Annotated in this window: 21 protein-coding genes and 2 pseudogenes; 9 read left to right on the top strand and 14 right to left on the bottom strand. The window is 68.7% G+C overall.

Annotated elements, in window-relative coordinates; genetic code table 11:
* Nucleotides 1–37 precede the first annotated feature (37 nt).
* A complete protein-coding gene (locus CDN38_RS10780; protein ID WP_075509531.1) occupies nucleotides 38–406 on the top strand; it encodes an STAS domain-containing protein in 369 nt (122 codons plus the stop codon).
* A 9-nt stretch (nucleotides 407–415) separates the two neighbouring features.
* Complete coding sequence (locus tag CDN38_RS10775; RefSeq protein ID WP_075509532.1) at nucleotides 416–4291, top strand: SpoIIE family protein phosphatase; 3876 nt, start codon at nucleotides 416–418, stop codon at nucleotides 4289–4291.
* 52 nt (nucleotides 4292–4343) lie between these two features.
* On the opposite strand, the gene CDN38_RS10770 is transcribed toward CDN38_RS10775, so the two are convergent.
* Nucleotides 4344–4619, bottom strand: coding sequence for a hypothetical protein (locus tag CDN38_RS10770; RefSeq protein ID WP_099319370.1), 276 nt, complete (start codon nucleotides 4617–4619; stop codon nucleotides 4344–4346).
* A 63-nt stretch (nucleotides 4620–4682) separates the two neighbouring features.
* Between CDN38_RS10770 and CDN38_RS32385 the strand changes: the two genes are divergently transcribed.
* Complete coding sequence (locus tag CDN38_RS32385) at nucleotides 4683–4997, top strand: Rv1535 domain-containing protein (RefSeq protein ID WP_267888217.1); 315 nt, start codon at nucleotides 4683–4685, stop codon at nucleotides 4995–4997.
* Here the strand turns inward: CDN38_RS32385 and CDN38_RS32380 are convergent.
* The 5 genes and pseudogenes from CDN38_RS32380 to CDN38_RS10745 form a co-directional block, all read right to left on the bottom strand.
* Nucleotides 4960–7119, bottom strand: a pseudogene (locus CDN38_RS32380) (cation-translocating P-type ATPase); the annotation flags it as partial. The gene CDN38_RS32385 and the pseudogene CDN38_RS32380 sit on opposite strands and share 38 nt — an antisense overlap.
* A gap of 2200 nt (nucleotides 7120–9319) precedes the next feature.
* Nucleotides 9320–9766: a hypothetical protein gene (locus CDN38_RS10760; protein ID WP_075509534.1), complete on the bottom strand. Its 447-nt coding sequence runs from the start codon at nucleotides 9764–9766 to the stop codon at nucleotides 9320–9322.
* A gap of 127 nt (nucleotides 9767–9893) precedes the next feature.
* Entirely contained in the window at nucleotides 9894–10709 is an 816-nt protein-coding gene (locus CDN38_RS10755; protein WP_075509570.1) for an exodeoxyribonuclease III, read from the bottom strand.
* A 17-nt stretch (nucleotides 10710–10726) separates the two neighbouring features.
* Nucleotides 10727–11602, bottom strand: a complete 876-nt coding sequence (locus CDN38_RS10750) for an N-acetylglutamate synthase, CG3035 family (RefSeq protein WP_075509535.1) — start codon at nucleotides 11600–11602, stop codon at nucleotides 10727–10729.
* A complete protein-coding gene (locus CDN38_RS10745) occupies nucleotides 11602–12195 on the bottom strand; it encodes a peptide deformylase (protein ID WP_075509536.1) in 594 nt (197 codons plus the stop codon). The genes CDN38_RS10750 and CDN38_RS10745 overlap by 1 nt, the downstream gene beginning before the upstream one ends.
* 267 nt (nucleotides 12196–12462) lie before the next feature.
* On the opposite strand from CDN38_RS10745, the gene napA reads away from it, so the two are divergent.
* The 5 genes from napA (at nucleotide 12463) to CDN38_RS10720 (ending at nucleotide 15989) form a co-directional block, all read left to right on the top strand.
* Nucleotides 12463–12771 (top strand): nucleoid-associated protein NapA, encoded by a 309-nt coding sequence (gene napA, locus CDN38_RS10740; protein WP_023370272.1) that lies wholly within the window; start codon nucleotides 12463–12465, stop codon nucleotides 12769–12771.
* A 64-nt stretch (nucleotides 12772–12835) separates the two neighbouring features.
* Entirely contained in the window at nucleotides 12836–13309 is a 474-nt protein-coding gene (locus tag CDN38_RS10735) for a LytR C-terminal domain-containing protein (RefSeq protein WP_075509537.1), read from the top strand.
* 125 nt (nucleotides 13310–13434) lie between these two features.
* Nucleotides 13435–14151 carry a superoxide dismutase[Cu-Zn] gene (gene sodC / locus CDN38_RS10730; RefSeq protein ID WP_075509538.1) on the top strand — a complete coding sequence of 239 codons (717 nt, stop codon included), beginning with the start codon at nucleotides 13435–13437 and terminating at the stop codon, nucleotides 14149–14151.
* Entirely contained in the window at nucleotides 14132–15295 is a 1164-nt protein-coding gene (locus tag CDN38_RS10725; protein ID WP_082276988.1) for a glutamate--cysteine ligase, read from the top strand. Before sodC ends, CDN38_RS10725 begins: the two co-directional genes overlap by 20 nt.
* A gap of 46 nt (nucleotides 15296–15341) precedes the next feature.
* Nucleotides 15342–15989, top strand: a complete 648-nt coding sequence (locus tag CDN38_RS10720) for an LON peptidase substrate-binding domain-containing protein (RefSeq protein ID WP_075509540.1) — start codon at nucleotides 15342–15344, stop codon at nucleotides 15987–15989.
* A gap of 8 nt (nucleotides 15990–15997) precedes the next feature.
* Here CDN38_RS10720 and CDN38_RS10715 read toward each other — a convergent pair whose 3' ends face one another.
* From CDN38_RS10715 to CDN38_RS10680, 8 genes and pseudogenes are all read right to left on the bottom strand, one after another.
* A complete protein-coding gene (locus tag CDN38_RS10715; RefSeq protein WP_075509541.1) occupies nucleotides 15998–16432 on the bottom strand; it encodes a type II toxin-antitoxin system VapC family toxin in 435 nt (144 codons plus the stop codon).
* On the bottom strand, nucleotides 16429–16689 hold the full coding sequence (locus tag CDN38_RS10710; RefSeq protein ID WP_075509542.1) for a ribbon-helix-helix protein, CopG family: 261 nt from the start codon (nucleotides 16687–16689) through the stop codon (nucleotides 16429–16431). The genes CDN38_RS10715 and CDN38_RS10710 overlap by 4 nt, the downstream gene beginning before the upstream one ends.
* 45 nt (nucleotides 16690–16734) lie before the next feature.
* A complete protein-coding gene (locus CDN38_RS10705) occupies nucleotides 16735–18930 on the bottom strand; it encodes an AAA family ATPase (RefSeq protein ID WP_075509543.1) in 2196 nt (731 codons plus the stop codon).
* Nucleotides 18927–19787, bottom strand: a complete 861-nt coding sequence (pssA, locus tag CDN38_RS10700; protein ID WP_075509544.1) for a CDP-diacylglycerol--serine O-phosphatidyltransferase — start codon at nucleotides 19785–19787, stop codon at nucleotides 18927–18929. Before pssA ends, CDN38_RS10705 begins: the two co-directional genes overlap by 4 nt.
* Nucleotides 19784–20479: a phosphatidylserine decarboxylase gene (locus CDN38_RS10695; RefSeq protein WP_082276984.1), complete on the bottom strand. Its 696-nt coding sequence runs from the start codon at nucleotides 20477–20479 to the stop codon at nucleotides 19784–19786. The genes pssA and CDN38_RS10695 overlap by 4 nt, the downstream gene beginning before the upstream one ends.
* Before the next feature lie 92 nt (nucleotides 20480–20571).
* The gene (gene moeA, locus CDN38_RS10690) at nucleotides 20572–21777 is read right to left on the bottom strand and encodes a molybdopterin molybdotransferase MoeA (protein ID WP_075509546.1); all 1206 of its coding nucleotides are present in this window, start codon (nucleotides 21775–21777) and stop codon (nucleotides 20572–20574) included.
* A gap of 30 nt (nucleotides 21778–21807) precedes the next feature.
* A complete protein-coding gene (locus CDN38_RS10685) occupies nucleotides 21808–22758 on the bottom strand; it encodes an SDR family NAD(P)-dependent oxidoreductase (RefSeq protein WP_075509547.1) in 951 nt (316 codons plus the stop codon).
* A 73-nt stretch (nucleotides 22759–22831) separates the two neighbouring features.
* Nucleotides 22832–22921: pseudogene (locus CDN38_RS10680) on the bottom strand (cupin domain-containing protein); the annotation flags it as partial.
* Between the two features lie 314 nt (nucleotides 22922–23235).
* Here CDN38_RS10680 and groL point away from each other — a divergent pair.
* Nucleotides 23236–24858 carry a chaperonin GroEL gene (gene groL / locus CDN38_RS10670; RefSeq protein ID WP_063466942.1) on the top strand — a complete coding sequence of 541 codons (1623 nt, stop codon included), beginning with the start codon at nucleotides 23236–23238 and terminating at the stop codon, nucleotides 24856–24858.
* The last annotated feature ends 11 nt before the right edge of the window (nucleotides 24859–24869 follow it).

Below are 24869 nucleotides of genomic sequence, written 5' to 3'. Positions count from 1 at the left end.
ACCGGAATTCGACAAATTCGCGGGCGGAGTGAGGGCCATGGACCTGCTGACGGTCGGACATGAGGTTTGCCAGGACGCGGTTGTGGTGCGTGCCGAGGGCGATGTCGACTCGACCACCGTGGACGAACTCACCGCCCACCTGACGGCGGCCCTGCAGCTGGCCGCCACCCACCCTGCCCGCCTGGTCGTCATCGATCTGCAGCCGGTGACCTTCTTCGGAAGCGCGGGATTGAACGCGGTGCTGGATTGCCACGAGCAAGGGATCGCCGCCGGGACGTCGGTCCGGCTGGTCGCCTCCCACGGTCAGGTCACCCAGCCGATCGAAGTGACCGAACTCGACCGCATTCTCGAGATCTACCCGACCCTGTCACAAGCCCTGCAGATCGGGCACACCCAAGGATCCTGAAAAGGCGCGATGAGCGAGCCGACCCCACCCAGCACATTCGGTAGGCGCCAGCTACCCGATGACTTGGCGGCCGCGGTCCCGTTGGGCGGTGAGATGGGCCGGCGTTTCGCCGAATTCGACTGGGCAGCTCATCCGCTCGGCCCGCCCGCCGACTGGTCACCCGAGATTCGTGCGGCGCTGGCGGTGACTTTGACGTCGCGGTTTCCCATCGTCTTGTGGTTGGGCCCGACAGATCTGTTTCTGATGTACAACGACGCATACGTGCACATCTTGGGTGACAAGCACCCGGCGGCTTTGGGCGCTCCCGGCCGACGGGTGTGGCCGGAGATCTGGACAGCGATCGGACCGATGCTGGCCGGGGTCGTGGCGACCGGCAGGGCCACCTGGTCGGACGACTTGATGTTGCCGCTGGTGACCGCGGGGATGCCGCAGGAGCGGTACTTCACGTTCACCTACAGCCCGATCATCGGCGGCCGCGGTGCCGTCACGGCCGTCTTCTGCGCCGTCATCGAAACCACCCAGCGGGTGCTGAGCGAGCGCCGCCTGCACCTGCTCAACGCCGTGGCATCGGCGACCATGGAGACCCGGACCATCGAGGACGCGGTGAGCGCAGCCGTCACCGCCTGTGCCAGCCAGCCAGAGGATCTGCCGTTCATCGCGGTCTACGTGCAAGACGGCCTCGACACCGATGAGGATGGGGCCACGCTGCGCGGCGCCACGCCGTCGATGCGGGCGGTGCTACCCGCCGACCTGGCGTTGCTGACGCGGTGGGATCCGGCAGTGCAATCGCGGGAGACGGCGCACGTCGTCGACCACCTTGACGAGCTGATGCCTGGCATCGACACCGTTTTCACCCAGGACTGCCCGACGCAAGCGCTGGTGCTGCCGCTCAGCGAGAACTCGGCCCCCGGGGCGCTGGTAGTCGGGACGAATCCGCGCCGCTCGCTGGACCCGCGGTATCACAGCTTCTGCCGGCTGCTCGCCGACCAGCTGTCTGCGGCGTTCGCAGCCGCGCTTTCCTATGAGCAGCAACGGCGGCGAGCCGATGCGCTGGCCGAACTGGATCGGGCGAAGACGGCCTTCTTGACCAACGTCAGCCACGAGTTCCGCACGCCCCTGACGCTGCTGCTCGGCCCGCTCGACGACGCGCAGTCCGACGCGGCGTCCGGCACGCTGCTGGCCGAACGGCTGGGCACCGCGCGACGTAACGCCCGGCGTCTGCAGCGGATGGTGGACTCGCTGCTGGACTTCTCCCGCATCGAAGCCGGCCGCGCCAACGCGAAGCTGGCATGCACCGACGTGGGGGCGTTGACCTCGAACATCGCCTGCTCGTTCAGCGAGCTGTGTGCGCGCGCAGGTCTCGATCTGGTGCTGGACTGTCATCCGGTGTTAGCCGATGTCGATCCGGACATGTGGGAGACGATCGTGCTGAACCTGCTGTCCAACGCGGTCAAGTACACGCTGACCGGGTCGATCACGGTCGAGGTGCGCAGCGAAGGCGCGCACTGCCGCGTTGCCGTGCGCGACACCGGGGTCGGGATTGCCGAACACGACCGGGGCCGCCTGTTCGAGCGCTTTTACCGGGCCGCAAACGTCAGCGGGCGCAGCGCGGAGGGCACCGGCATCGGGCTGTCCCTGGTGCGCGGCCTGGTCGAGCTGCAACGCGGCACGGTGCAGATCGACAGTGAACCGGGCCGCGGTACCACCGTGACCATTCGCCTTCCGTCGTCGCTGGGTGACACCGCGGTCGACCCGTCGTTCACCCGACGGAAGGACGCGAACAATCCGTACGTGGAGGAGGCCAGCCAGTGGTTGGGGTCGACGATCAACACCGCGCCGCGCCCGGAGGTCAGCCGTGACCGGCGGCGCGAGGTGGTGTTGATTGTCGACGACAACGCCGACATGCGGGCCTACCTGGACCGACTGTTGTCGCCGCACTGGCAGACCGTCCTGGTTGCCGACGGCGAGGCGGCACTGAACGCGACTCGCCGGCTGCACCCGGATGTGATCGTGACCGATGTCATGATGCCGTCCCTGGACGGATTCGAATTCGTCGCGGCCATTCGTAATGATCCGGTCTTGGCGGCGACGCCGGTGATCATGCTGTCCGCCCGGGCCGGCGCCGAGGCCGTCAGCGAAGGCCTTGCCGGCGGCGCCGACGACTACTTGCCCAAGCCGTTCCGGTCCCAGGAACTTGTCGAACGGGTGAAGTCGCGGCTGGCCGCCGTCGCCCGCGAGCGCAGGCGGCAGGGGCTGGCGGTGGATCTGGCCGAGCTCGACGCCGCGCTGCAGGCCACGGACTCGGTGGCGGGAATACTGACCGCGATGCTCGACTCCCGGTTCGGTTCGGACGCGGCAGCGGTCGGAATCGGTGTCGTCGACGGCGAGTACGCCCGCTTCGAATACGCCGGCGGTCTTCCCGCCGAAGTGCGCGACCGCTATCACGTTGTCTCGCTGAGCAGCCCGCTGGTCGGGCCCGACGTCATCCGCCGCGGAACACCCATGGTCATCAGCGACACCGTGGTGCTCCCGCCGCGCTTTCAACACGCCGTGCAGGACACCGCGGCCAGTGTTCGCGCCTGTGTCGCCCACCCGTTGCGCGGTCGCACCGGCCGTGTCATCGGAGTGCTGGTCCTGCTCTGGCCCACGCCGCGTCAGTTCGACGCCGCCGAACTCGACATGTTCACCCGGATAGCCGGATTCGCTCAATCCGCACTGGACCGGGTGCTGCTCAGAGCCCAGGAACACCGGATTGCCGTCTCGTTCCAGGAGCACCTTCTCGACCTGAATCGCGGGTCGACGGCCGCGGTGGTGGCCGCGGTGTACCAACCGGCGGGTGAAGCGATGCGGGTCGGCGGCGACTGGTATTCGGTGACGCCGTTGGACGGCGAAGGCACGATCGGGATATCGGTGGGTGACGTCGTCGGGCACGGTCTGCCCGCCGCGACCGTGATGAGCCGACTGCGCGCGGCGGTGGCTGCCTCCGCGCTCTCGTCGGCCGAGCCGTCCGATGTGCTGGCGGCGCTGGACAAATATACGGCTACCATCGCCGGCGCCCGTTGTGCCACCGTTGCCTACGCCGTCATCGACACTCGACCGGACGGCCGACCCGACGCCGGGCGTGGAGCCATGCGGTACCTGTGTGCCGGGCATCCCTATCCGCTGTTGGTCTCCACGGACGGTCGCCCGGTCTATCTCAAGTCGGGGCGGCGTCCACCGGTGGCCACGTACACGGAAAACTCAGCCGAGGCCACCGGACACGCCGAGCTACCCGCGGGAAGCTTGATCCTGCTCTATACCGACGGATTGATCGAGCGGGCTGGGGAGACGCTCGACCAGGGATTCGCCCGTCTGCGAACCGCGGCCGCAGCGTGCGCCGGGCTACCCGTCGATGCGGTCTGCGCCGAATTGCTGCACCGCATGTGCCCCCCGGATGGCTACCGCGACGACGTCGTGGTGCTGGCGCTTCGTCCCAGCCATGCCGGTCCGCGCAGCTTCGCCACCGTGCTGCGCGCTGTGCCGGCAGAAATTCCGGTCGCTCGGCAGCGCCTGCGGGACTGGTTGGCGACCGTCGACATCGCACCCGCCGGTAGCGACAAGATCCTGCTGGCCACGGGAGAAGCGGTGACCAACGCAATCGAACACGGCAGCGGCTGCGATGCCCGCAAAACCGTCTCCATCGAGGCTTTCCTGCACCGGGACCGGGTCGTGGTCACCGTCGGCGACTCCGGCCGGTGGGCGGGTGATTCCTCGGCCAGCCTGCGCAGCCAGCGGCGCGGACGTGGGCTCACCCTGATGAGCGGGCTCGCTGACCGGGTCGACACCATCCGTAATGCCGGCGGAACCCGGGTCGCGCTGCAGTTCGACGATGCGGCGGCACCCTGAACGGGACCTAACCAGGCCTGACCAGGCCTGACCAGACCTAACCAGGCCTTGATTAGGCCTCTTCCATCGCCTCGCCGAGCTCTTCCAGGAGCCGGTTGTGGTGGTTGCTCGCCAGGATGTGTCCGGTCGCGATCACCAAAGCTACCGGCCAGTCGATGAGTTCGAGGGCGGCCAACACGGCCAGACCGCCGTAGTAGGCCAATTGCTCGGGCCGGGGCACTTCTAGTTGTCCTACCAACGGAAGATTAACCACGAAGGTCTCGCCCTCTCTGATCTTCTTCACGGCTTCGCGCTGCGATGTTCCGCGACGAGCCTTCTTTTCCACCATCATTTGCCTTTCAGTAACGAAGGGTTTGCCGCCGAGCAGTGTCGTAGGGTCACCGTCGGGAGTATGTCGACGACCGACGCCCTGGCCGATCCGCTGGTTTCGTCGATTGCCGCGGTGCTGAGCGTGCCGTTGCGGGAGCTTTACGCGCTGCTGTGGCGCGTGGGGTTCGTGGAGGTCGTGGAGCGGAAGCCGGCTCCTCGTCGGGCATCGGGGGCCCACTCCTCCGGGGTGCCGACGGGCCCGATGGATCCGGTTCCGCATCCGTACTGTCCAGAATGCGGTTCAGAACGGCCATCGCGGCGGTCGCGGCGGCGGCCGACCCCAGGCCCTGTGCCCACCCGACCGGGCCGAGCGGGGTGCAGCCGAGCAGCTGGCTGACGAGGGGAATGCTGATCAGGGTTCCCATCGCGGCCAGTGAGCCCAACGCGGTGAGCACCACCAGCCAGTCATGCGAGTCCAGCAGCGTTTGGCCCAGCTGGGCCGCGACCAGTGCGACCAGTCCCACGGTCGATGCGCGGCGCGGCAGGCCGGTGAACCTCGCCATCGTCCACGCCGCGGTGGCCGCGGCAGCGGTGGTCGCCCCGCGAACGCCCACGGCCGGCCACAGCGCACGCTGATCCGGGCCGCGGGCGTCCAGGCTGGTCGGGTCGCGGGGCTTGCTGACCGCTAGCGCCGCGGCGGGCAACGCGTCGGTCAGCATGTTCACCAGCAGCAGCTGTCGGGTGTTCAACGGCGAGGTTCCGCTGATGGCGCTGCCGATGATGGCGAATGCCACCTCGCCGGCGTTGCCGCCCAGCAACACCGACACCGCCGCCTGTACCCGCTGCCACAATTGGCGACCCTCCAGGATGGCGGGAAGCAGCGATTCGATGCGTCCGTCGATCAGCACCATGTCGGCGGCGACCCGAGCGGGGTCACTACCGTGCGAGACCACCCCGATCCCCACGGTGGCAGCCCGAATCGCGGCGGCGTCGTTGGAGCCGTCCCCGACCATCGCGCAGACCCGGCCGCTGCGTTCCAGCGTCTGCACGATCTGCACCTTGTTCTCCGGGGTCATCCGGGCGAAGATGGTCCGCTCGGCCACCGCCGTTTCCTGGTCCTTGCGCGACAAGGCATCCCACTGCGCACCGCTGATGATCTGATCCGGGGTCACCGACATACCCAGATCTTTCGCGATCGCCGCGGCGGTGATCGGGTGATCGCCGGTGATCAGCCGCACGTCGAGCCCGTGTTCGTGCAGGTCTGCGAGCAGTCGGGCGGCCGGTCCGCGGGGGGTGTCCGATAGCCCGAGGAACCCCACCAGGGACAGGCCGTCGCGACAGAAGCGGGCGATGTCGTCGGGGTCGTCGAGAACCGACCGGGCCTGCTGCGGGTCGAGCTGACGGCGCGCGACCGCGATCACCCGCAACCCGTCGGCGGCCAGACCGGCGACCATCTGGTCCATGTCGGGGCCGTCGGCGCCGCAGGCGGCCAACACCACCTCGGGCGCACCTTTGACGGTCAGCTCGGCGCCCGACACCGAGGCCGAAAACGACCTGCCCGAGCGGAACGGGAGGTGAGCATCCGGCGGGTCCCCGTTGCCGGCCACGCCGGACGGCGCCGCCTCGACGATCGCGACATCGGTCGCGTGCAGCTGCGGGCCACCGATGGTGGCGGGAGCCGCGTGCACGGCGCAGCGCAGCACCTCGTCGCCGCTGTACCCCGGCCCCGGGCGCACCTTGGCCACGCGCAGCCGGTTCTCACTGAGTGTCCCGGTCTTGTCGAAGCAGACCATGTCGACCCGGCCGAGCGCCTCCACCGAACGTGGGATCCGAACCAGCGCGCCGAACTGGGTCAGCCGCCGCGCCGAGGCTTGCTGTGCCAGCGTCGCCACCAGCGGCATGCCTTCCGGGACGGCGGCCACCGTGACCGCGATACCGCTGGCCACCGCCTGCCGCAGGCCCTGGCGGCGCAGCAGCCCCAGCCCGGTGACCACCGCGCCGCCGGTCATGCTGACCGGCCAGGCCCGGGTGGTGAGCTGGCTCAGCTGATATTGCAGACCGACATTGGACAGGTCGCTGGACACCAGCTCGGCAGCGCGCCGTTCTTGAGTGTCGGCGCCGACGGCGGTCACCACCGCGACCGCGGTACCCGCGACGATGGTGGTGCCCGCGTACAACATGCAGCGGCGCTCGGCCAGGTCCGCACCCGGGGTGGCTTCCACCTGTTTGGTCACCGACAGCGATTCGCCGGTGAGCGCGGATTCGTCGACCTCGACGTCGACCTCCTCGATCACCCGGGCGTCGGCGGGGACCACCTCGTGGGTTCGCACCTCGATGACATCGCCCGGCTGCAATTGCTCGGCGATGACGTCGCGGTACACCCGCTGCCCGCCCGGACCGGTCAGCACCTTCCTGGCCGGCGGAACCTGCAGCGCCAGTAGGCGATTCAGTCTGCTTTCGGCGCGCAACCGCTGGGTCGCGGCGAGCACCGAGTTGCCGGTCAGCACCGAGCCGACCATCACCGCGTCGACGGGCGACCCCAGCACGGCGCTGGCGGTGGCGCCCAGCGCCAGCATGGGCGTCAGCGGGTCGGACAACTCCGCGCGCACCGCGCCGAGGAACTGCCCGATTGCTTGCGCAGGCTCCACGGTGAGCCGGGCACCGCGCTGTGCCGTATGGATGCCACCGGCAATGGCGCGGGTGGCCAGCGTGGCGTGCTCCGGTGCCGGCTGTTCCGGGTTGCCCGGTGACGGCAGGAGTTTACGGACCTGCTCGGGGGACATCGCATGCCACTCGTGGAAGGCCGCCGGGCGCGGCGGCTGCGCACCGACGACCTTGCGCGCCAACAGATATCCCGACAGCATTCCCGCCGCCGCTCCGGTGGTCACGGGTCCGGGGCCCAGCCCGCGGACCCCGGGCAGCATCAGCAATGCGCCCAAAGCCGATGCACCACCGGAGATTTCGATGCCCCGCCGACATGCTTCCCGGGCCGCCGGAATTGCGCTCATCATGCGCCAGCCGGCCGCAAGGTCGGGCAGCAATACGTCGGCATGCCACGTCGGGCCGGCCGCGCCGTGCGGCAATACGCCCAGTGCCACGTCTGCCGACGAAATGGCTTGGCCGCCAATCGAGGACAACACCGCCACCTTCCGGCCGGCCGCTTGGAGATCGGCCACCGCGCCGGCCAGGGCGTCGTCGATCGAGCCGTTTTGCGCTCCATTCGGCAACGGCCGGATATCGTCGAATGCCGGCCGCAGCTCGCCCAACGAAGCATCGTCCACCGAGACCAGCTCTGCTCCGGTGCGATGTGCCTCGGCCACGACGGCCGCGGCGAACGGGTCGTGGGCCGGCAGGAAAAGCGCGCTGACGCCGTCTCCCGTTGCGCCAGAAGGTATTCCGGGTACCGGGTGCCAGCCCGGACGAAGACCATTTTTTTCCAGGAGGAGCTGCGCGCGGTTCCAGGCCGCGGACAGCTCGTCCTGCTCGGCGCCGGCGATGCGGGCCACCCGCAGCTTTTCGGTGCACAACACCCGAGGGTCGACGACGATCGCGTCGACCGTGCTCAGGCGGCGTAGGCCCTCCGGGCGTAACGGTAAAACCCGATGGCGATCGGCCAGCCCCTGCCCGAGCGCGGCGGCGAATGCCTCCGGCGCGGTTCGGCTGGCCTTTGGGGTGGCCACCAGCGCGGCGGTGGCGGCCATGTCCAGGCTGCGGGTGCTGGCGCCGACCAGACCGGCGCTGATCGCCTGGATAAGCGCAAAACGACCGGTAGCGCGCTCGACGGTCGGCGCGGTCCGGCGGACGGGCTCGATCGGGGCTTGGTCCGCATGCCGCGCCAACAGTGGTTCGTGGTAGTGCCAGGCCCGTGCCGCGGCACGGGATTCGGCGGCTTTGAGCGTCTGCATCACCAGGCCCACCGACAACGACGCCGGCGCCTGGGTGAGCGTCTCTGCCGCGGCGACGGCCAGGGTCATGACGGTGTCGGTCGCCGCGGCGCCGATGCGGTCTTCGAGCAGGCCGCGTAATCGCGGCTGGTAGTCGAACGCCACCACGCCCGCGAGCACGCTGGTCGGCAATCGGGGCCAGCGCAGGGCCCGGCCACTGACCGCTAGGCCCAGCCCGGCGGCGTTGGCGGCCAGGGTCACCGCCCGGGTCGCCAGCACCACACCATCGCCGGGCAGGCTGGCCGCGGGTGTCCGGTGATACCTGTCTTGCGTTGAGCGGTAACGTTTTTCGGCGTCAGCGACGACGCGGCACAGCTCCCGCAGCGTCGTCGTGGGCTCGTCGATGCCGACGACGACACGGGATAACGGGTAGTTCAGGCTGGCCGACGCCACGCCGGGGTGGGCCCGTATCGACTCGAGCACCAGGCGGCCGAGTTCGCCGTCGTCGCCGAGGCCCCGCACCTCGATCCAGGCGCGGTCGTCACCGCGCCAGCAGTGCCGGCTCAGTGTCTCGCGGCACAGCTCGCCGGAAACCGTCTTGGCTCCGTCGCGCAGCCGCGCGGTACCGGCCTCGAAACACGCCTCGAAACACGCCTCGAAACACACCTTGGTAACCGAACCCGCCGTCTTACCCAACGTTTCGGCGACGTCCGCGGCGACCGTGACCGATGCGACAGTAAGCGCGGTGGTCGCCTGAATGCCAGTCACGAGCGCGCGCAGCGGCAGAGACCGTGTTATGGACTTGGCAATGCTCAACGGGTGCTCGACACCGCCGTCAGTTGGTGCTGCGCAGCTCGGTGCTACCTGCCCGACGCCCGGCCGCCTTCTTGGCCGGTGCCTTGCCGGTTGTCTTTTGCGGTGGGGCTTTTTCCGGCTCGGACTCGCTGGGTACCGAGGTGAGTTTCGCCTTCACCGGCGGCCCGGAGTCCCCGGGTTTCTTGTTCAACCGGCGCAACAACAACGCGCCGCCCCCGACGGCCAACAGGATCGGCCACTCGACAATTCCGGTGACGCCGAGCGCGCCGATGGCCAACGCGGCCGCCGGTGTCGACTTGGTGCCGGTGCTGAGTCCGCGCTGGATGCCTTCCGCGGCTCCTTTTACGCCGCCGACAACGCCGTTGACCGCCGCGCCGCCGACGGCGCCCGCGGCCGCCGTAGTCACCGTGGCGGCCTGACTGACCGTTCGACCAACGCTGCGGACCGCTCCGCCGACGACTCCCATGATGACTCCCTGGCTTGTAATCGTTTATCTACTCTGGGCCGCACACTTCACAGCACGCATGTCTACTAAAAGCCTGCCACGTTACCAACGCCAGGACAACGAACAGTGACGGGAGAGTGTCTACCGGTTATCCAGTCGTACCGTCACGTACATCGACGAAGACCGGCGCGTGGTCGCTGGGCGCCTTACCTTTGCGCTCCTCGCGGACTATCTGCGCGTCGACGACACGGCGGGCCAGCGCGGGCGAGCCGAGGATGAAGTCGATGCGCATTCCCTGCCGCTTGGGAAAGCGCAGCTGGGTGTAGTCCCAGTAGGTGTAGACCCCCGGTCCGGGGGCGAAAGGCCTTACCAGATCGGCGAATTGGGCGTCGACAATGGCGTTGAACGCCTTGCGTTCCGGTTCCGAGATGTGCGTGGCTCCGGCATAGAATTCGGTGCTCCAGACGTCGTCGTCGGTGGGGGCGATGTTCCAGTCGCCGGCCAGCGCGATGGCGGCGGCGGGGTCGACGCGTAGCCAGCCTTCGGCCGTATCCTTCAGCGCCGCAAGCCAATCCAACTTGTAGGTGTAATGCGGATCGCCCAGGGCCCGACCGTTGGGCACGTACAGGCTCCACACCCGGACACCGCCGCAGGTGGCACCCAGGGCGCGAGCTTCCGCGGTGGCCGCCGCCTCGGGTTTACGGCTCCAGGTGGGTTGGCCGTCGAAGCCGACCTGGACATCGTCGATACCGACCCGGGATGCGATTGCCACGCCGTTCCATTGATCGAAGCCGACATGCGCGACCTCGTAGCCGAGTTCGAACAGTGGCAGTGTGGGGAACTGTCCGTCGGCGCACTTGGTCTCCTGCATGGCCAATACGTCGACGTCGGCGCGGGCAAGCCAGTCGAGGACGCGGTCCAGGCGGGTGCGAATCGAATTCACGTTCCAGGTGGCCAGCCGCATGGTGCCCTCGGGCATGGCTAGAGGCTATCGGGTGGCCGCAGGTAGCGGCGGCGATGGTGCGGCCGGAAACCCAGTAGCTGGGCTGGGCCGGTGTCCGGCACGCTCAGGTGGGCCCGGGTCGCGCCGCGCCGAGCGCCCCAGGCCAGCAGCGCTTCATACAGTGGGGCGGCGCGGGATTGGTCACCGGTTGCCCACAGCCCCACCCACCGGCTGCCGTCCGGTGCGTCGGTCACGGCCGCGCGTGCGGCGGCCACCCCGGGGTAGCTGCCGAAAGCCAGTTCACCGTCGACGACGGCGGTAAGGACATCAACGGGTATCCGGCGGTCGTCGAGCCGCAGCCAGGTGTCGTCGGGACTGGCGGACACGATGATCGAGCGGTCGGTTGGGCGGCTGGCCCCTTCTTCCACGTCGCGCACCAGTAGGCGTTCGGTGCGTTCGGGCACCCAGCCGGTCGGGTGGGGCAGTAGCCGTTCGGGGATCACCAGCCGAGGCGTGAGGCCGCGGGCCCGGTACCAGTCGGCGATCGCGGGGACGGTACCGGCGCGGGCCGAGATGTCCAGCGGCACTGCTGAATCGGCGGGGGTGGCGCCGTCGCCGGCTCGCAGCAGCCAGCCGTCGAGCCAGCAGCGTTCCCCACCGGGCCAGGCCTTGGCGGCCGCGTGTTCGACGGCGCGGATCTCCGCGGTGCGCACCGGAGCATCGGTGAGAACCCGCACCGCCACAACGTCCGCGGGTGCGATTTCGACCGTCGCGCCGGTCTTCGTCCGCACCCGCACCGTCGGGGCGACGGTCAACAGCTGGCCCACCGCGTCGGTCAGCGGCGGCACAGACCCGGTGGGCCGGCGGTAGCGAACCGTCACCCGCGTCCCGGCGTCCGGCCACGAGACGGCCATCAGTGACCGAACGGGTCGGGCCCCTCGCCCGGCAGCCACGACAGGCCGGGTACGCCCCAACCGTGTGACTTGACCGCCCGTCTCGCGCTGCGGGCATGCCGGCCGATGAGGCAGTCCAGGTACAGGAAGCCATCCAGGTGCCCGACTTCGTGTTGCAGCATCCGCGCGAACAGGCCGGTGCCCTCGATGTCGACCGGCGTGCCGTCGGCGCCGAGGCCGGTGACCCGCGCCCACTTGGCGCGCCCGGTGGGAAACGACTCGCCGGGAACCGACAGGCAGCCCTCCTCGTCGTTATCCGGATCGGGCATGGTTTCGGGGATCTCCGAAGTCTCCAGCACCGGGTTGATGACCACCCCTCGGCGGCGCGCGGTCTTACCGCGGTCCTCGGCGCAGTCGTAGACGAACACCCGCAGTCCGTAGCCGATCTGGTTGGCGGCCAGGCCGACGCCGTACGCGGCGTCCATAGTGTCGTACATATCGGTGATCAGTTGCGGCAGGTCGGCCGGTAGCGATCCGTCGGCGCCGACCGGTATCGGCTTCGTCGGAGCGTGCAAGACGGGATCGCCCACGATGCGAATAGGTACGACTGCCATGGTCGGCTAGCTTAGGCGGGCCGACCCCGGCCCCAGGACCCGCCGTGAAGCGGCGCAGCGGGCTGGCTGCCGACAACGTGCTCGCGGCTGCGCGGCGGGCGCAGCAGGTCAATGAACCCTATCGGCGCGCCAATCGGCCGACTCGCGGGTCAGGGTCACCGGGCATCACTTCCGGGCGTGGTTCAATATTCGCCGGAACATGCGCCTTTGTAGGTCAAGTCATTCGAGCTAAGTGAGCATTCGCCGGAAGGGCCCAGGGGAAGCAATATGGACGGCGCTATGGCGCGGGCAAATCGAGCGGGGGACGACTCTGACATTGCCGAAGGTCTGACCCGTCGCGAGCACGACATCTTGGCTTTCGAACGTCAATGGTGGAAGTTCGCCGGTGCCAAGGAAGAAGCGATCAAAGAGCTGTTCTCCATGTCGGCGACACGCTATTACCAAGTGCTCAATGCGCTGGTTGACCGACCCGAGGCACTGGCCGCGGATCCCATGCTGGTGAAACGGCTGCGGCGGCTGCGCGCCAGCCGCCAGAAGGCCCGGGCGGCGCGGCGCCTCGGCTTCGAGGTGACCTGACAGCCGTCCACCTTTTTGACGTGCCGTTACAGGTTTCGTCCTACTCCTGGCTACAGTGGGCTCGATGAACGAGCGCGTACCCGACTCTACGGGGCTTCCCCTGCGGGCCATGGTGATGGTGCTGCTGTTCTTGGGCGTCATCTTCCTGCTGCTGGGTTGGCAAGCCCTGGGTTCGTCCGGGAAATCCGACGACGACTCGTCGACGGTGGCCGGCATGACGACCACCAGCACCGCGCCCACCTCGACCAGCGCCAAGCCCGCGGCGAACCAGGCCGAGGTGCGGGTGTACAACATCTCCGGCAAAGAGGGAGTCGCCGGGCGTACCGCGGACCAACTCAAAGCGGCCGGTTTCAAAGTGACCGAGGTCACGAACCTCGCCGTGTCGGACGTCTCCGCCACCACCGTTTACTACGGCGACGCCGAGGGGGAGCGGGCCACCGCGGACGCGGTCGGACAGAAACTGGGAGCGCCCGTCGAGCGGCGCATCGCCGAACTCGCCGACCAGCCGCCCGGCGTCATCGTCCTCGTCACGGGTTGAGCCTGGCTTCTCAGCGGGTCGTTTCGACCCGCTCGGTAGGAAGGGGGGCGCCAGGCTAGATCTGATTGCCTGGCTTCTCAGCGGGTCGTTTCGACCCGCTTCGGAGCCAGGCTAGGCTCTCCGCTATGTCTATGCCCGCCGGTCATCGCCATGTCGTAGTCACCACCCTGTCCGCCCTGTCGGCGGCCGCTTGCGTCGCGCTGGTAAGCGCGTGCTCGTCGCCGCAACGCGCCTCGACGACACCGGGTACCACGCCGTCGATCTGGACCGGATCACCCGCGCCGTCGGAGGGCAGGGGCAACCAGGAGGGGGTGCCCGGCGCACAGGGCTTGACCACCCAGCTGCGGGCGCCCGACGGCACCGAGGTGGCAACCGCCAAGTTCGAGTTCGCCAACGGGTTCGCGACCATCACCATCGTGACAACCGGCACCGGCCGCCTTGCGCCCGGCTTCCACGGCGTGCACATCCACCAGGCGGGCAAGTGCGAGCCCAATTCGGTCGCCCCGTCCGGCGGGGCTGCCGGCGACTTCCTGTCCGCCGGCGGGCACTTCCAGGTGCCCGGGCGTGCCAAGGCCGGACAATCCAATGGTGACCTGACGTCGCTGCAGGTGCGTGGTGACGGCAGCGGCACGCTGGTCACCACCACCGATGCCTTCACCATGGACGACCTGGTGAGCGGCGAGAAAACCGCGATCATCATCCACGCCGGTGCCGACAACTTCGCCAACATCCCGGCGGACCGTTACACCCAGGCCAACGGCACGCCGGGGCCCGATCAGACCACGATGACCACCGGTGACGCCGGCAAGCGGGTGGCGTGTGGTGTCATCGGTGCCGGCTAGCTCGCCGGCCGACAGGGCGCCCAAAAAAGGTGATGCCCGTATCGATTTCGCCCCGTCACCGCGGCCGACTGTCGGTGTGGAATGGGAGTTCGCGCTCGTCGACGCGCAGACCCGAGACCTGAGCAACGAAGCCACCGCCGTCATTGCCGAGATCGGCGAAAACCCGCGCGTCCACAAGGAATTGCTGCGCAACACCGTCGAGGTGGTCAGCGGTATCTGTGACTGTGCCGCCGAGGCGATGCAGGATCTGCGTGACACCCTGGGCTCTGCGCGCCGGATCGTCCGGGACCGCGGCATGGAGCTGTTCTGCGCCGGCACTCACCCGTTCGCGCGGTGGTCGACCCAGAAGCTCACCGACGCGCCGCGCTACGCCGAGTTGATCAAGCGCACCCAATGGTGGGGTCGCCAGATGCTGATCTGGGGCGTGCACGTCCACGTCGGGATCTCGTCGGCCAACAAGGTGATGCCGATCATCTCGTCGCTGCTCAACTACTACCCGCACCTGTTGGCGCTGTCGGCGTCCTCACCCTGGTGGGGCGGCGATGACACCGGCTATGCCAGTAACCGGGCGATGATGTTTCAGCAGCTGCCCACCGCCGGGCTGCCGTTCCAGTTCCAAACCTGGGCCGAGTTCGAAGGCTTCGTCTACGACCAGAAGAAGACCGGCATCATCGACCACATGGACGAAATCCGTTGGGACATAAGACCTTCGCCGCATCTGGGCACGATCGAGGTACGGGTGTGTGACGGCATCTCCAACTTGCGTGAGCTCGGCGCGCTGGTCGCCTTCACTCATTGCCTGGTGGTCGACCTGGACCGCCGGCTCGACGCCGGGGAGACGCTGCCGACCATGCCTCCCTGGCACGTCCAGGAGAACAAGTGGCGTGCCGCTCGCTACGGCCTGGACGCGGTGATCATCTTGGACTCCGACAGCAACGAGCGGCTGGTCACCGAGGACCTCGGCGATCTGCTGACCCGGCTGGAGCCGGTCGCCAAGTCGCTGAATTGTGCCGACGAGCTGGCCGCGGTAGCCGACATCCCCCGGGTGGGTGCTTCCTATCAACGGCAGCGCCGGGTGGCCGAGGACCATGACGGCGACCTGCGCGCCGTCGTTGACGCGCTGGTTGCCGAGCTCGACATCTAAGGGTCCGAGCTATCAACTCCCGGCTCGGTGGCTTTAGGTTTAGCTGATGGCGCCTTTCGCACCGGTGGAGCTGCCCATGTTCCCGCTCGAGACGGCGCTACTGCCCGGCCAGGACCTGCCGTTGCGCATCTTCGAGCCGCGCTACACCGCGTTGGCGCGGCACTGCACGGGCAGCGGCGATCCGTTCGGAGTCGTGCTGATCTCCCGCGGGCGTGAGGTCGGTGGCGGCGAAACACGTTGTGACGTAGGGACTTTGGCCAGAATCGAGGAATGCGCCGATCTCGGCCTCGGCCGATATCTGTTGCGTTGCCGCATCGGCGAGCGGATCCGGGTGGCCGAGTGGCTGCCCGACGATCCCTACCCGCGGGCGATCGCGCAGAGCTGGCCCGACGAGCCCGGGGAACCGGTGACCGAAGCGCAGTTGCTCGAGCTCGAGGATCGGGTGATGGCGTTGTTCGAACGGATCGCCGCGGCCCGTGGTGCGCAGTTGCCGGGTCGCGACGTCCTGCTGGGCTACGGCCGTGCCGACCGGGAAGCAGGGCAACGCCTGTACGCGTTGGCATCGCGGATTCCGATGGGCACCGCTGATTGTTACGCGGTGCTGTCGGCGCCGTCGGCTGCGGCGCGGCTGGCAGCGCTGGGTGAGGCTGTCGACGCGGTGGCCGCGATAGTGGAGTTCCAGCTGTCCGAATAGCGCGCCGGTTATCGGTCACGCAGTGGGTCGGTCCACGTGAGACCGGCGAATCGGGCGAAATCAGCGTCGCTGGAATGCATCTCGGCGTTGTGCTCGATCGCGTAGGCGGCCAATTGGACGTCGGTGGTCAGGTTGCTGGCCGTGCCGAGTTCCTCGAGCAGCCCCAAAGCCAGGTCCAGATGGCGACCAGAAGCGGTAAGAAGGTCGACGTTGGGCTGGGTAAGCCAGTCGCGCGCATAGGAGACTGCTTCGGTCGCCGACAGGGGCTCGGTGAGGATGCGTGCGTTGGTCGCGATCCGCAAAAAGCCGAATATGGCGGGGTATGTAAGCCCGACGCGCTCGGGGCCGTTGACGGTGTCGTACCACCAGGCGTACGCGCGCCGATGTTGTGGGAAGCCCGTGATGACCGCGTACAGCAGCAGATTGACATCGGGGATGATCACCGGGCCGGTCGCGTCCGGTCCAGGATCGCTTGGTCCTCCATCTCGTCGGCCAGCCGGTTGAAGCCGGCCAAATCGAATCCCGGCCGTACTGCCGAGCGATGCGGCTTCAACTCATACGGCGTACGGGGCTCCATCGGCTGCGCCAACGCTTTGCGCAGCGCGTCGTTGATGACGTGCTTCATGGGGCGGCGTTCGCGGTGAACCGCCTCCTCGATCAAGCGAACGACGTCCTCGTCGAGCGTCAAAGTGGTGCGCATACCAGGCATCATGATGCTCGGTCGGGCGCGCGTCAAGATGGGTTGCTAGCGGCCCTCGGTAAAGCTGCGCAGCGCCGCGACCTGCAGCGGATCCAGCGACGGCCGGACGATTTCCCGGGCGGCGGCCAGGTCGGCGGCGGTGACGTCGGCGGCATCGATGGAACGCCGCATCGCGGTCAGGGCGGCCTCCCGCAGCAGGGCGACGCAGTCGGCGGCGCTGTACCCGTCGAGCCCGGCGGCCACCTCGTCCAGGTCGACATCTGCGGCCAGCGGGACCGACTTGCCGGCGGTGCGCAGAATTTCGCGCCGCGCCGCCGCGTCGGGCGGTTCGACGAACACCAGGCGTTCCAACCGCCCCGGGCGCAGCAGGGCCGGGTCGATCAGGTCGGGCCGGTTGGTGGCGCCCAGCACGACGACGTCGCGCAGCGGGTTGATGCCGTCCAGCTCGGTCAACAGCGCCGCCACCACCCGGTCGCTCACACCGGAATCGAAGCTTTGGCCGCGCCGGGGTGCGAGCGCGTCGACTTCGTCGAGAAACACCAGCGACGGCGCGGAGTCGCGGGCGCGCCGAAACAACTCGCGCACCGCCTTTTCCGACGAGCCGACCCACTTGTCCATCAGCTCGGAGCCCTTGACCGCATGCACGCTCAGCTGCCCGGTACTGGCCAGCGCGCGCACCACAAAGGTCTTGCCGCACCCGGGCGGTCCGTAGAGCAACACCCCGCGGGGCGGGTCGACCCCCAACCGGGCGAAGGTGTCCGGGTGCTGCAACGGCCACAACACCGACTCGGTCAGCGCCTGTTTGGCCTCGGCCATGTCGCCGACGTCGTCGAGCGTGATGCTGCCGACGGCGACCTCTTCGCTGGCCGAGCGCGACAGCGGCCGGATGACGGTCAGCGCGCCGACCAGATCGTCCTGGTTCAGCGTCGGCGCCTGACCGTCCGCGCTGGCCCGCGAGGCGGCCCGCAATGCCGCCTCACGCAACAGTGCGGCCAGGTCGGCGACGACGAAACCCGGTGTGCGGCTTGCGATTTCGTCGAGATCAAGGTCACCGGTGGGGACGTGTCGCAGTAGCGCTTCCAGCAACGCCCTGCGGGTGCCGGCGTCGGGAAGCGGCAGACCGAGTTCCCGGTCCAGCAGCTCGGGCGCGCGCAACCGGGCATCGATCTGGTCGGGCCGGGCGGTGGTGGCGATCACCGCCACGCCGTCGGTGGCCACCGCCGTACGCAACTCGGCCAGAATCAGCGAGGCCACCGGTTCGGCGGTTGCCGGCAGCAAGGCGTCGACGTCGATGATCAGCAGCACCCCGCCGCCGTCACGCTCTGCCGTCACTGCCTTCACGGCAGCGGCCACGGCCTTGAGCCGGTCTTCGGCAGCCAGCGCGCCGACCTCCGGTCCGTCCAGCTCCACCAGCTTGCGCCCGGCACACACCGCGCGCACCAGCGTCACCTTGCCGACGCCGGCCGGACCCGACACCAGCACCCCCAGGTTGGCGCCCGCCCCCAGGGTCTTGAGCAGGTGCGGCTCGTCGAGGGCCAGCTTGAGCCATTCAGTGAGCTTGGCGGCCTGCGGCTGGGTGCCCTTGAGCTCCTCGACCTGGATCTCCGGGGTGGCGACGCTGGCCTTCTCCGCGGCCGTCGACGCCCGGTAGGGAACCCCGGAGCCCCAGCTGACCAGCGAGTTCGGCTGCACGCTGACCGGCCCTTCGGGATCGACGCCGGTCACCGTCAACAGCTCCGAGGTCCAGCTGATCCCGACCGAAGCCGCCAACGCCCGGGTGGCCGCCGACGTGGAGGTGCCGGGGCCCAGGTCGCGGGGCAGGAGTGACACCGCGTCACCGACGGTCAGCACCTTGCCGAGCAGGGCCTGGCGCAGGGTGAGCGGCGAGATCGACTGAGAGGCCAGCGTCGAGCCGCTGAGCGTCACCGTTCGCGCGCCGTAGACGGTGACCGCGTTGACGAGCACCGCGGTCCCCTCCCGCACTCCGGCGTTGGACAGCGTGACGTCGTCCAGCAGGATGGTGCCCACCGGAATCTGCGGGCCCGCCATGCCGGCCACCGCCGCGGTCGTCCGGGACCCGGTCAGCGACACCGCATCCCACTCCCGGATGCCCAGCGCGGCAATGGCGCTCGGATGCAGCCGCACCACACCCCGGCGCGAGTCGACGGCCGAGGTGTTGAGCCGGGCGGTCAGCGTCAGCTGTGGGGCATTGCTACGAACCGGATCGCCGGGACGAGTCACAACCGCCCGCCCGGCTTACGCAGCCCCAGCCGCGCCATCGACCGCCGGTGCGGCTGCGCTCGGCGGATTGCGCGCCGGACGGCACGTCGTTGCTTGGGTTTTTCGCCCCACACCTCGGGATGTTCGGCAAGCCAGCGTTTGCTGCGCACAGCGAACGGAATGTGGCACACGTAGGAGATGATGATGATCCAGATAAGGATGTAAGGCGCCAGGACGGCGGCGGCCGCCACAATCGCCAGCACCGCCAGCAGCGGGGCGGCCAGGTTGGGCGGCACCGCGACGGTGTGGATCTTCTTCATTGGGATCGCGCTGACCATGAGCAGCGACGTGCCCGTGACCCAGAAGGCCAGGAAATACACCGACGTCCACCAGCCCTCGCCGAACTGCAGCTTGAGGCCGATAAGACCGATCATGGACACCGCGCCGGCCGGCGCGGGCATTCCGACGAAGAATTCCTTCGCGTAGGGGGGCAAGGTGCCGTCGTCTAGCTGAGCGTTGTACCTGGCCAACCGCAACACCACACATACCGCATACAGCAGCACGACCATCCAGCCGATCGGCCACTTCGACAGCATCGTCACGTAGACCACCAGCGCCGGTGTCACGCCGAAGTTGACGGCGTCGGCCAGTGAGTCGATTTCGGCGCCCATCCGCGACTGGACGTCCAGGATGCGGGCCACCCGGCCGTCCAGGGCGTCGAGGATGGCGGCCACGGCGATCAGCGCCATCGCGGGTATCGGCTTGTGGTCGAGGGCAAACTTGATCGAGGTCAATCCCGCGCAGATGGACAGCACCGTCATCGCGCTGGGCAACAGATGCAGGTTCACCCCTCGTCTGATCCGAGGCTTGGTGGTCATGGCAGCTCGGCCAGTACGGTCTCGCCGGCGATCGCCCGCTGGCCCACTTTGACCACGGGTTCCGCTCCCGGCGGCAGGTAGGTGTCCAGCCGCGAGCCGAACCGGATCAGGCCGTAGGTGTCCCCGATCGACAGCTTGTCCCCGACACGTGCGTCGCACACGATGCGGCGTGCCACCAACCCGGCGATCTGCACGGCGACCACCTCGGCGCCGCCGGGCGTACGGATCCGCACACTGGTGCGTTCGTTGTCGACGCTGGCCGAGGGCAGGTCGGCGGATCCGAAGCGACCGGGCCGGTGTTGCACGGCGATCACCTCGCCGCTCACCGGTGACCGCTGCACGTGGGCGTCGAAAACCGACAGGAAGATGCTGACCCGGGGCCGGGGTGCGGCGCCCATGCTGAGTTCGGCGGGCGGTGCCGCGGAGTCGATCACGCAGATCACGCCGTCGGCCGGCGCGACGATGGCGCCGGGCCGGGTCGGTGGCACTCGCGGAGGGTGCCGGAAAAATACCGCGCTTGCACCGGCGGCCAGCAAGCCGGTCCGGCGCAACCGTCGATAGCGGTATCCGGCCGCCGCAACCGCGAGGCCGGTGGCGATGAACGGCCGCCCGGCCGGGTGAATCGGCGGAATGGTGGACCGCACTAACTCGAGCAGGTGTCGTGGGCCTTCAGGGCGGGGGCGTCGTGCCACGCGGTCATCTTACGGAAGCTGGCCGTCCGGTGTCCCCGAGTCGATCCGGTGGCCACGGCTATCTGATGGGACCGTTGACCGGCGCACCGAGATCAGGACAGATCCCAGACCTGCAGCTCGGTTCCGGCGAACACCTCGACGACGTCCTCCGGTATGTCCAGCAGCGCGTTGGCCGAGGCCAGCCAGCGCAGATGATGGGAGGCCGGCGGGCCGTAACTGGTGACCTGCCCGCTGTCGGCGTCCAGTACCGCCCGCCGGAATTGCCGCTTGCCGCGCGGCGAGGTCACCGACTCGGTGAGCATCGCGGCCCGCCGCGGCCGAATCGCATCGGGAAAACCCATCGCCTTGCGCAGCGCGGGCCGGATGAACACCTCGAAGGACACCAGCGCGCTGACCGGGTTGCCCGGGAGGGTCACGATCGGTGTGCCCGCCACCACGCCGACGCCCTGCGGCATTCCCGGCTGCATGGCCACCTTGACGAATTCCACGCCCTGGTCGCCGGTCCGGCCGAAGGCGTCTTTGACCACTTCGTAGGCGCCGGCGCTGACGCCGCCGCTGGTGATGATCAGGTCGGCGTCACCCGCATAGCGGTCGATGATCGCGGCGAACTGTGCGACGTCGTCGCCGGCGGTCTCGGTTGCCACGACGGCGGCACCCGCGTCGCGAACCGCGGCGGCCAGCATGACGGAGTTGGACTCATAGATCTGCCCCGGTCGCAGCGGGCTGCCCGGCGGCACCAGCTCGGACCCGGTGGAGACCACCAGCACCCGGTGGCGCGGAATCACGGTCAGTTCGGGCAGCCCCAGCGCCGCGGCCAAACCCAGCGCGGCCGGCGTCGCATGTTGACCGGCGTGCAGCACCGTGGTGCCGGCGGCGACGTCTTCGCCGGCGCGCCGGATGTGCTTGCCCGGTGTGGCCGGCTGGCGGATCGCCACCGTCGTTACGCCGCCGTCGGTGGCTTCGACCGGCACGACGGCCGTTGCACCGGAGGGTATCGGCGCGCCGGTCATGATGCGGTGGACGGTGCCGGGTGCCAGCCGCAGTTGGTCGGTGCGCCCGGCTGGTATGTCCTCGGCCACCGGCAACGTCACCGGATGCTCGGCCGTCGCGTCCGCGGTGTCCTGGGCGCGAACCGCGTATCCGTCCATCGCCGAGTTGTCGAACACCGGCAGTGACAGCTGCGCGATCACGTCGCCGGCCAGGACAAGGCCCTGGGCCTCGCTCAACGCCAGCGTCACCGCCGGACGCGCCCGGATCATGTCGGTGACGACGCGCTGGTGTTCTGCTACTGATCGCAAGTCTGACCCCACCCGGCCATTATCGTTCCGCTACACCGGGAAGTGGACGCCGGTGAGCTCCTCGGAGACCGCCCACAGGCGGTGTTGCAGCTCCTCGTCATGTGACGCAGCGCTGGACTGCACCAGCTTCGGGTGGCCGCGCTGCTCGGCGAAACCGTCGGGACCGTAGTACTGCCCGCCCTCGACGGACGGATCGGTGGCGGCCCGCAATGTCGGCAGCGCACCCGTCTCCGCACTCTGGAACAGCACCGGCCCGAAGATGTTCGACAGCGGCCGCACAACCCGCGGCAGGTGGCGCGCCAATTCGGTGTTGGAGCCGCCCGGGTGGGCGGCGACGGCGATGGTGGCGCCCGTGGGATCTGCCGCCAGGCGGCGCTGCAGCTCGTAGGTGAACAGCAGGTTGGCCAGTTTGGACTGGCCGTAGGCGGCGACGCGGTCGTAGCCGCGTTCCCACTGCAGGTCGTCGAAGTGGATCGCGGCGCGAATCCGGTGGCCCAGACTGCTGACCGTCACCACCCGCGAACCGCGCACCGGCAGCAGTCGGTCGAGCAGCAGGCCAGTCAGCGCGAAGTGACCGAGATGATTGGTGCCGAACTGCATCTCGAACCCATCCTCGGTGACCTGCCTGGGCGTCCACATCACCCCGGCGTTGTTGACCAGCAGGTCGATGCGGGGATACGCCGAACGCAGCGCCTCGGCGGCGGCGCGCACCGAACCCAGCGAGCTCAGGTCGAGCTGCTGCAGCGTGACGTCTACTCTCTGGGCATTCCGGCCCGCGGCGGCGACGATGCGCGCCAGGGCGGCGTTGCCCTTCTCGAGGTTGCGTACCGCCAGCACCACGTGCGCGCCGCGAAAGGCCAGCACCGCGGCGGTGTGGTAGCCCAGGCCGGTGTTGGCGCCGGTGACGACGGCCACGCGATCGCTTTGATCCGGGATGTCGGCCCGCGTCCATTTGCGGTTCGCCGAGACGTCAGAGGTCATGGGGCACAAGATACTCAGTGGCGTCGACGGGGGCGCCCGGCGCTGTTGGCCGACGTCTCGGCCAGGGCGGCAAACCCTCGAAATAGCCGTCGCGAGGTGCGCCCGGGGCGAACAGGTTCAGGATCGACGCCGGCTGGTCGGAGTCGTTGCGGAAGCCGTGGATCGCCAGCTTGCCCGCACCGAGCCGCCGAGCGTAACGCCACGGCGAAAATCCGCTCGGAAATTCGCCGTGGCGTTCCATTCAAGGCGGGACGCTGCGGGAATCGATCACCGACCCGTTCCTTGCACTCGTCATGGGCGAGTGCTAAGAATGACGTTGGCACTCTCCACCGGCGAGTGCTAGGTCGGGACGGTGAGGTCCAGCCGCAACAGCTGCGATCGTCCGTCGCGGGCACTGCGCCCGGCCAGCGTAAGTAACGGGGTTGTCACCACCCGGCGGCCCCGGTTTCATTCCCGATCCGGAGGAATCACTTCGCAATGGCCAAGACAATTGCGTACGACGAAGAGGCCCGTCGCGGCCTCGAGCGGGGCCTCAATGCCCTCGCCGACGCGGTAAAGGTGACGTTGGGACCCAAGGGCCGCAACGTCGTCCTGGAGAAGAAGTGGGGCGCCCCCACGATCACCAACGATGGGGTTTCCATCGCCAAGGAGATCGAACTGGAGGACCCGTACGAGAAGATCGGTGCCGAGCTGGTCAAGGAAGTCGCCAAGAAGACCGACGACGTCGCCGGCGACGGCACCACCACGGCCACCGTGCTCGCTCAGGCGCTGGTCAAGGAGGGTCTGCGCAACGTCGCGGCCGGCGCCAACCCGCTGGGCCTGAAGCGCGGCATCGAGAAGGCCGTCGAGAAGGTCACCGAGACGCTGCTCAAGGGCGCCAAGGAGGTCGAGACCAAGGAGCAGATCGCGGCCACTGCGGCAATCTCCGCCGGTGACCAGTCGATCGGTGACCTGATCGCCGAGGCGATGGACAAGGTGGGCAACGAGGGTGTCATCACCGTCGAGGAGTCCAACACCTTCGGCCTGCAGCTCGAGCTCACCGAGGGTATGCGGTTCGACAAGGGCTACATCTCCGGCTACTTCGTCACCGACGCCGAGCGTCAGGAAGCCGTTCTGGAGGACCCCTACATCCTGCTGGTCAGCTCGAAGGTGTCGACGGTCAAGGACCTGCTGCCGCTGCTGGAGAAGGTCATCCAGGCCGGCAAGCCGCTGCTGATCATCGCCGAGGACGTCGAGGGCGAGGCGCTGTCCACCCTGGTCGTCAACAAGATCCGCGGCACCTTCAAGTCGGTGGCGGTCAAGGCCCCCGGCTTCGGTGACCGCCGCAAGGCGATGCTGCAGGACATGGCGATCCTCACCGGCGGTCAGGTGATCAGCGAGGAGGTCGGCCTGACCCTGGAGAACGCCGACCTGAGCCTGCTCGGCAAGGCTCGCAAGGTCGTCGTCACCAAAGATGAGACCACCATCGTCGAGGGCGCCGGCGACAGCGACGCCATCGCCGGGCGGGTGGCACAGATCCGTCAGGAGATCGAGAACAGCGACTCCGACTACGACCGCGAGAAGCTGCAGGAACGCCTGGCCAAGCTGGCCGGCGGCGTTGCGGTGATCAAGGCCGGCGCGGCCACCGAGGTGGAACTCAAGGAGCGCAAGCACCGCATCGAGGACGCGGTGCGCAACGCCAAGGCGGCCGTCGAGGAGGGCATCGTCGCCGGCGGCGGTGTGACGCTGCTGCAGGCCGCGCCCACGTTGGACGAGCTCAAGCTCGAGGGCGACGAGGCCACCGGGGCCAACATCGTCAAGGTGGCGCTGGAGGCTCCGCTGAAGCAGATCGCGTTCAACTCGGGCCTGGAGCCCGGCGTGGTCGCGGAGAAGGTGCGCAACCTGCCCGCGGGGCACGGCCTCAACGCCGCGACCGGCGTGTACGAGGACCTGCTCAAGGCCGGCGTTGCCGACCCGGTCAAGGTGACCCGGTCGGCGCTGCAGAACGCGGCGTCCATCGCGGGGCTGTTCCTGACCACCGAGGCCGTCGTTGCCGACAAGCCGGAGAAGGAAAAGGCCGCCATGCCCGGTGGCGGCGACATGGGAGGTATGGACTTCTAGGTCCATGACAG

Origin of the sequence: Mycobacterium ostraviense, assembly GCF_002705925.1 — a bacterium.
GTDB lineage: Bacteria > Actinomycetota > Actinomycetes > Mycobacteriales > Mycobacteriaceae > Mycobacterium > Mycobacterium ostraviense.
The sequence above is the reverse complement of the archived record's forward strand: the minus strand, read 5'-3'. Positions and strand labels throughout refer to the sequence as shown.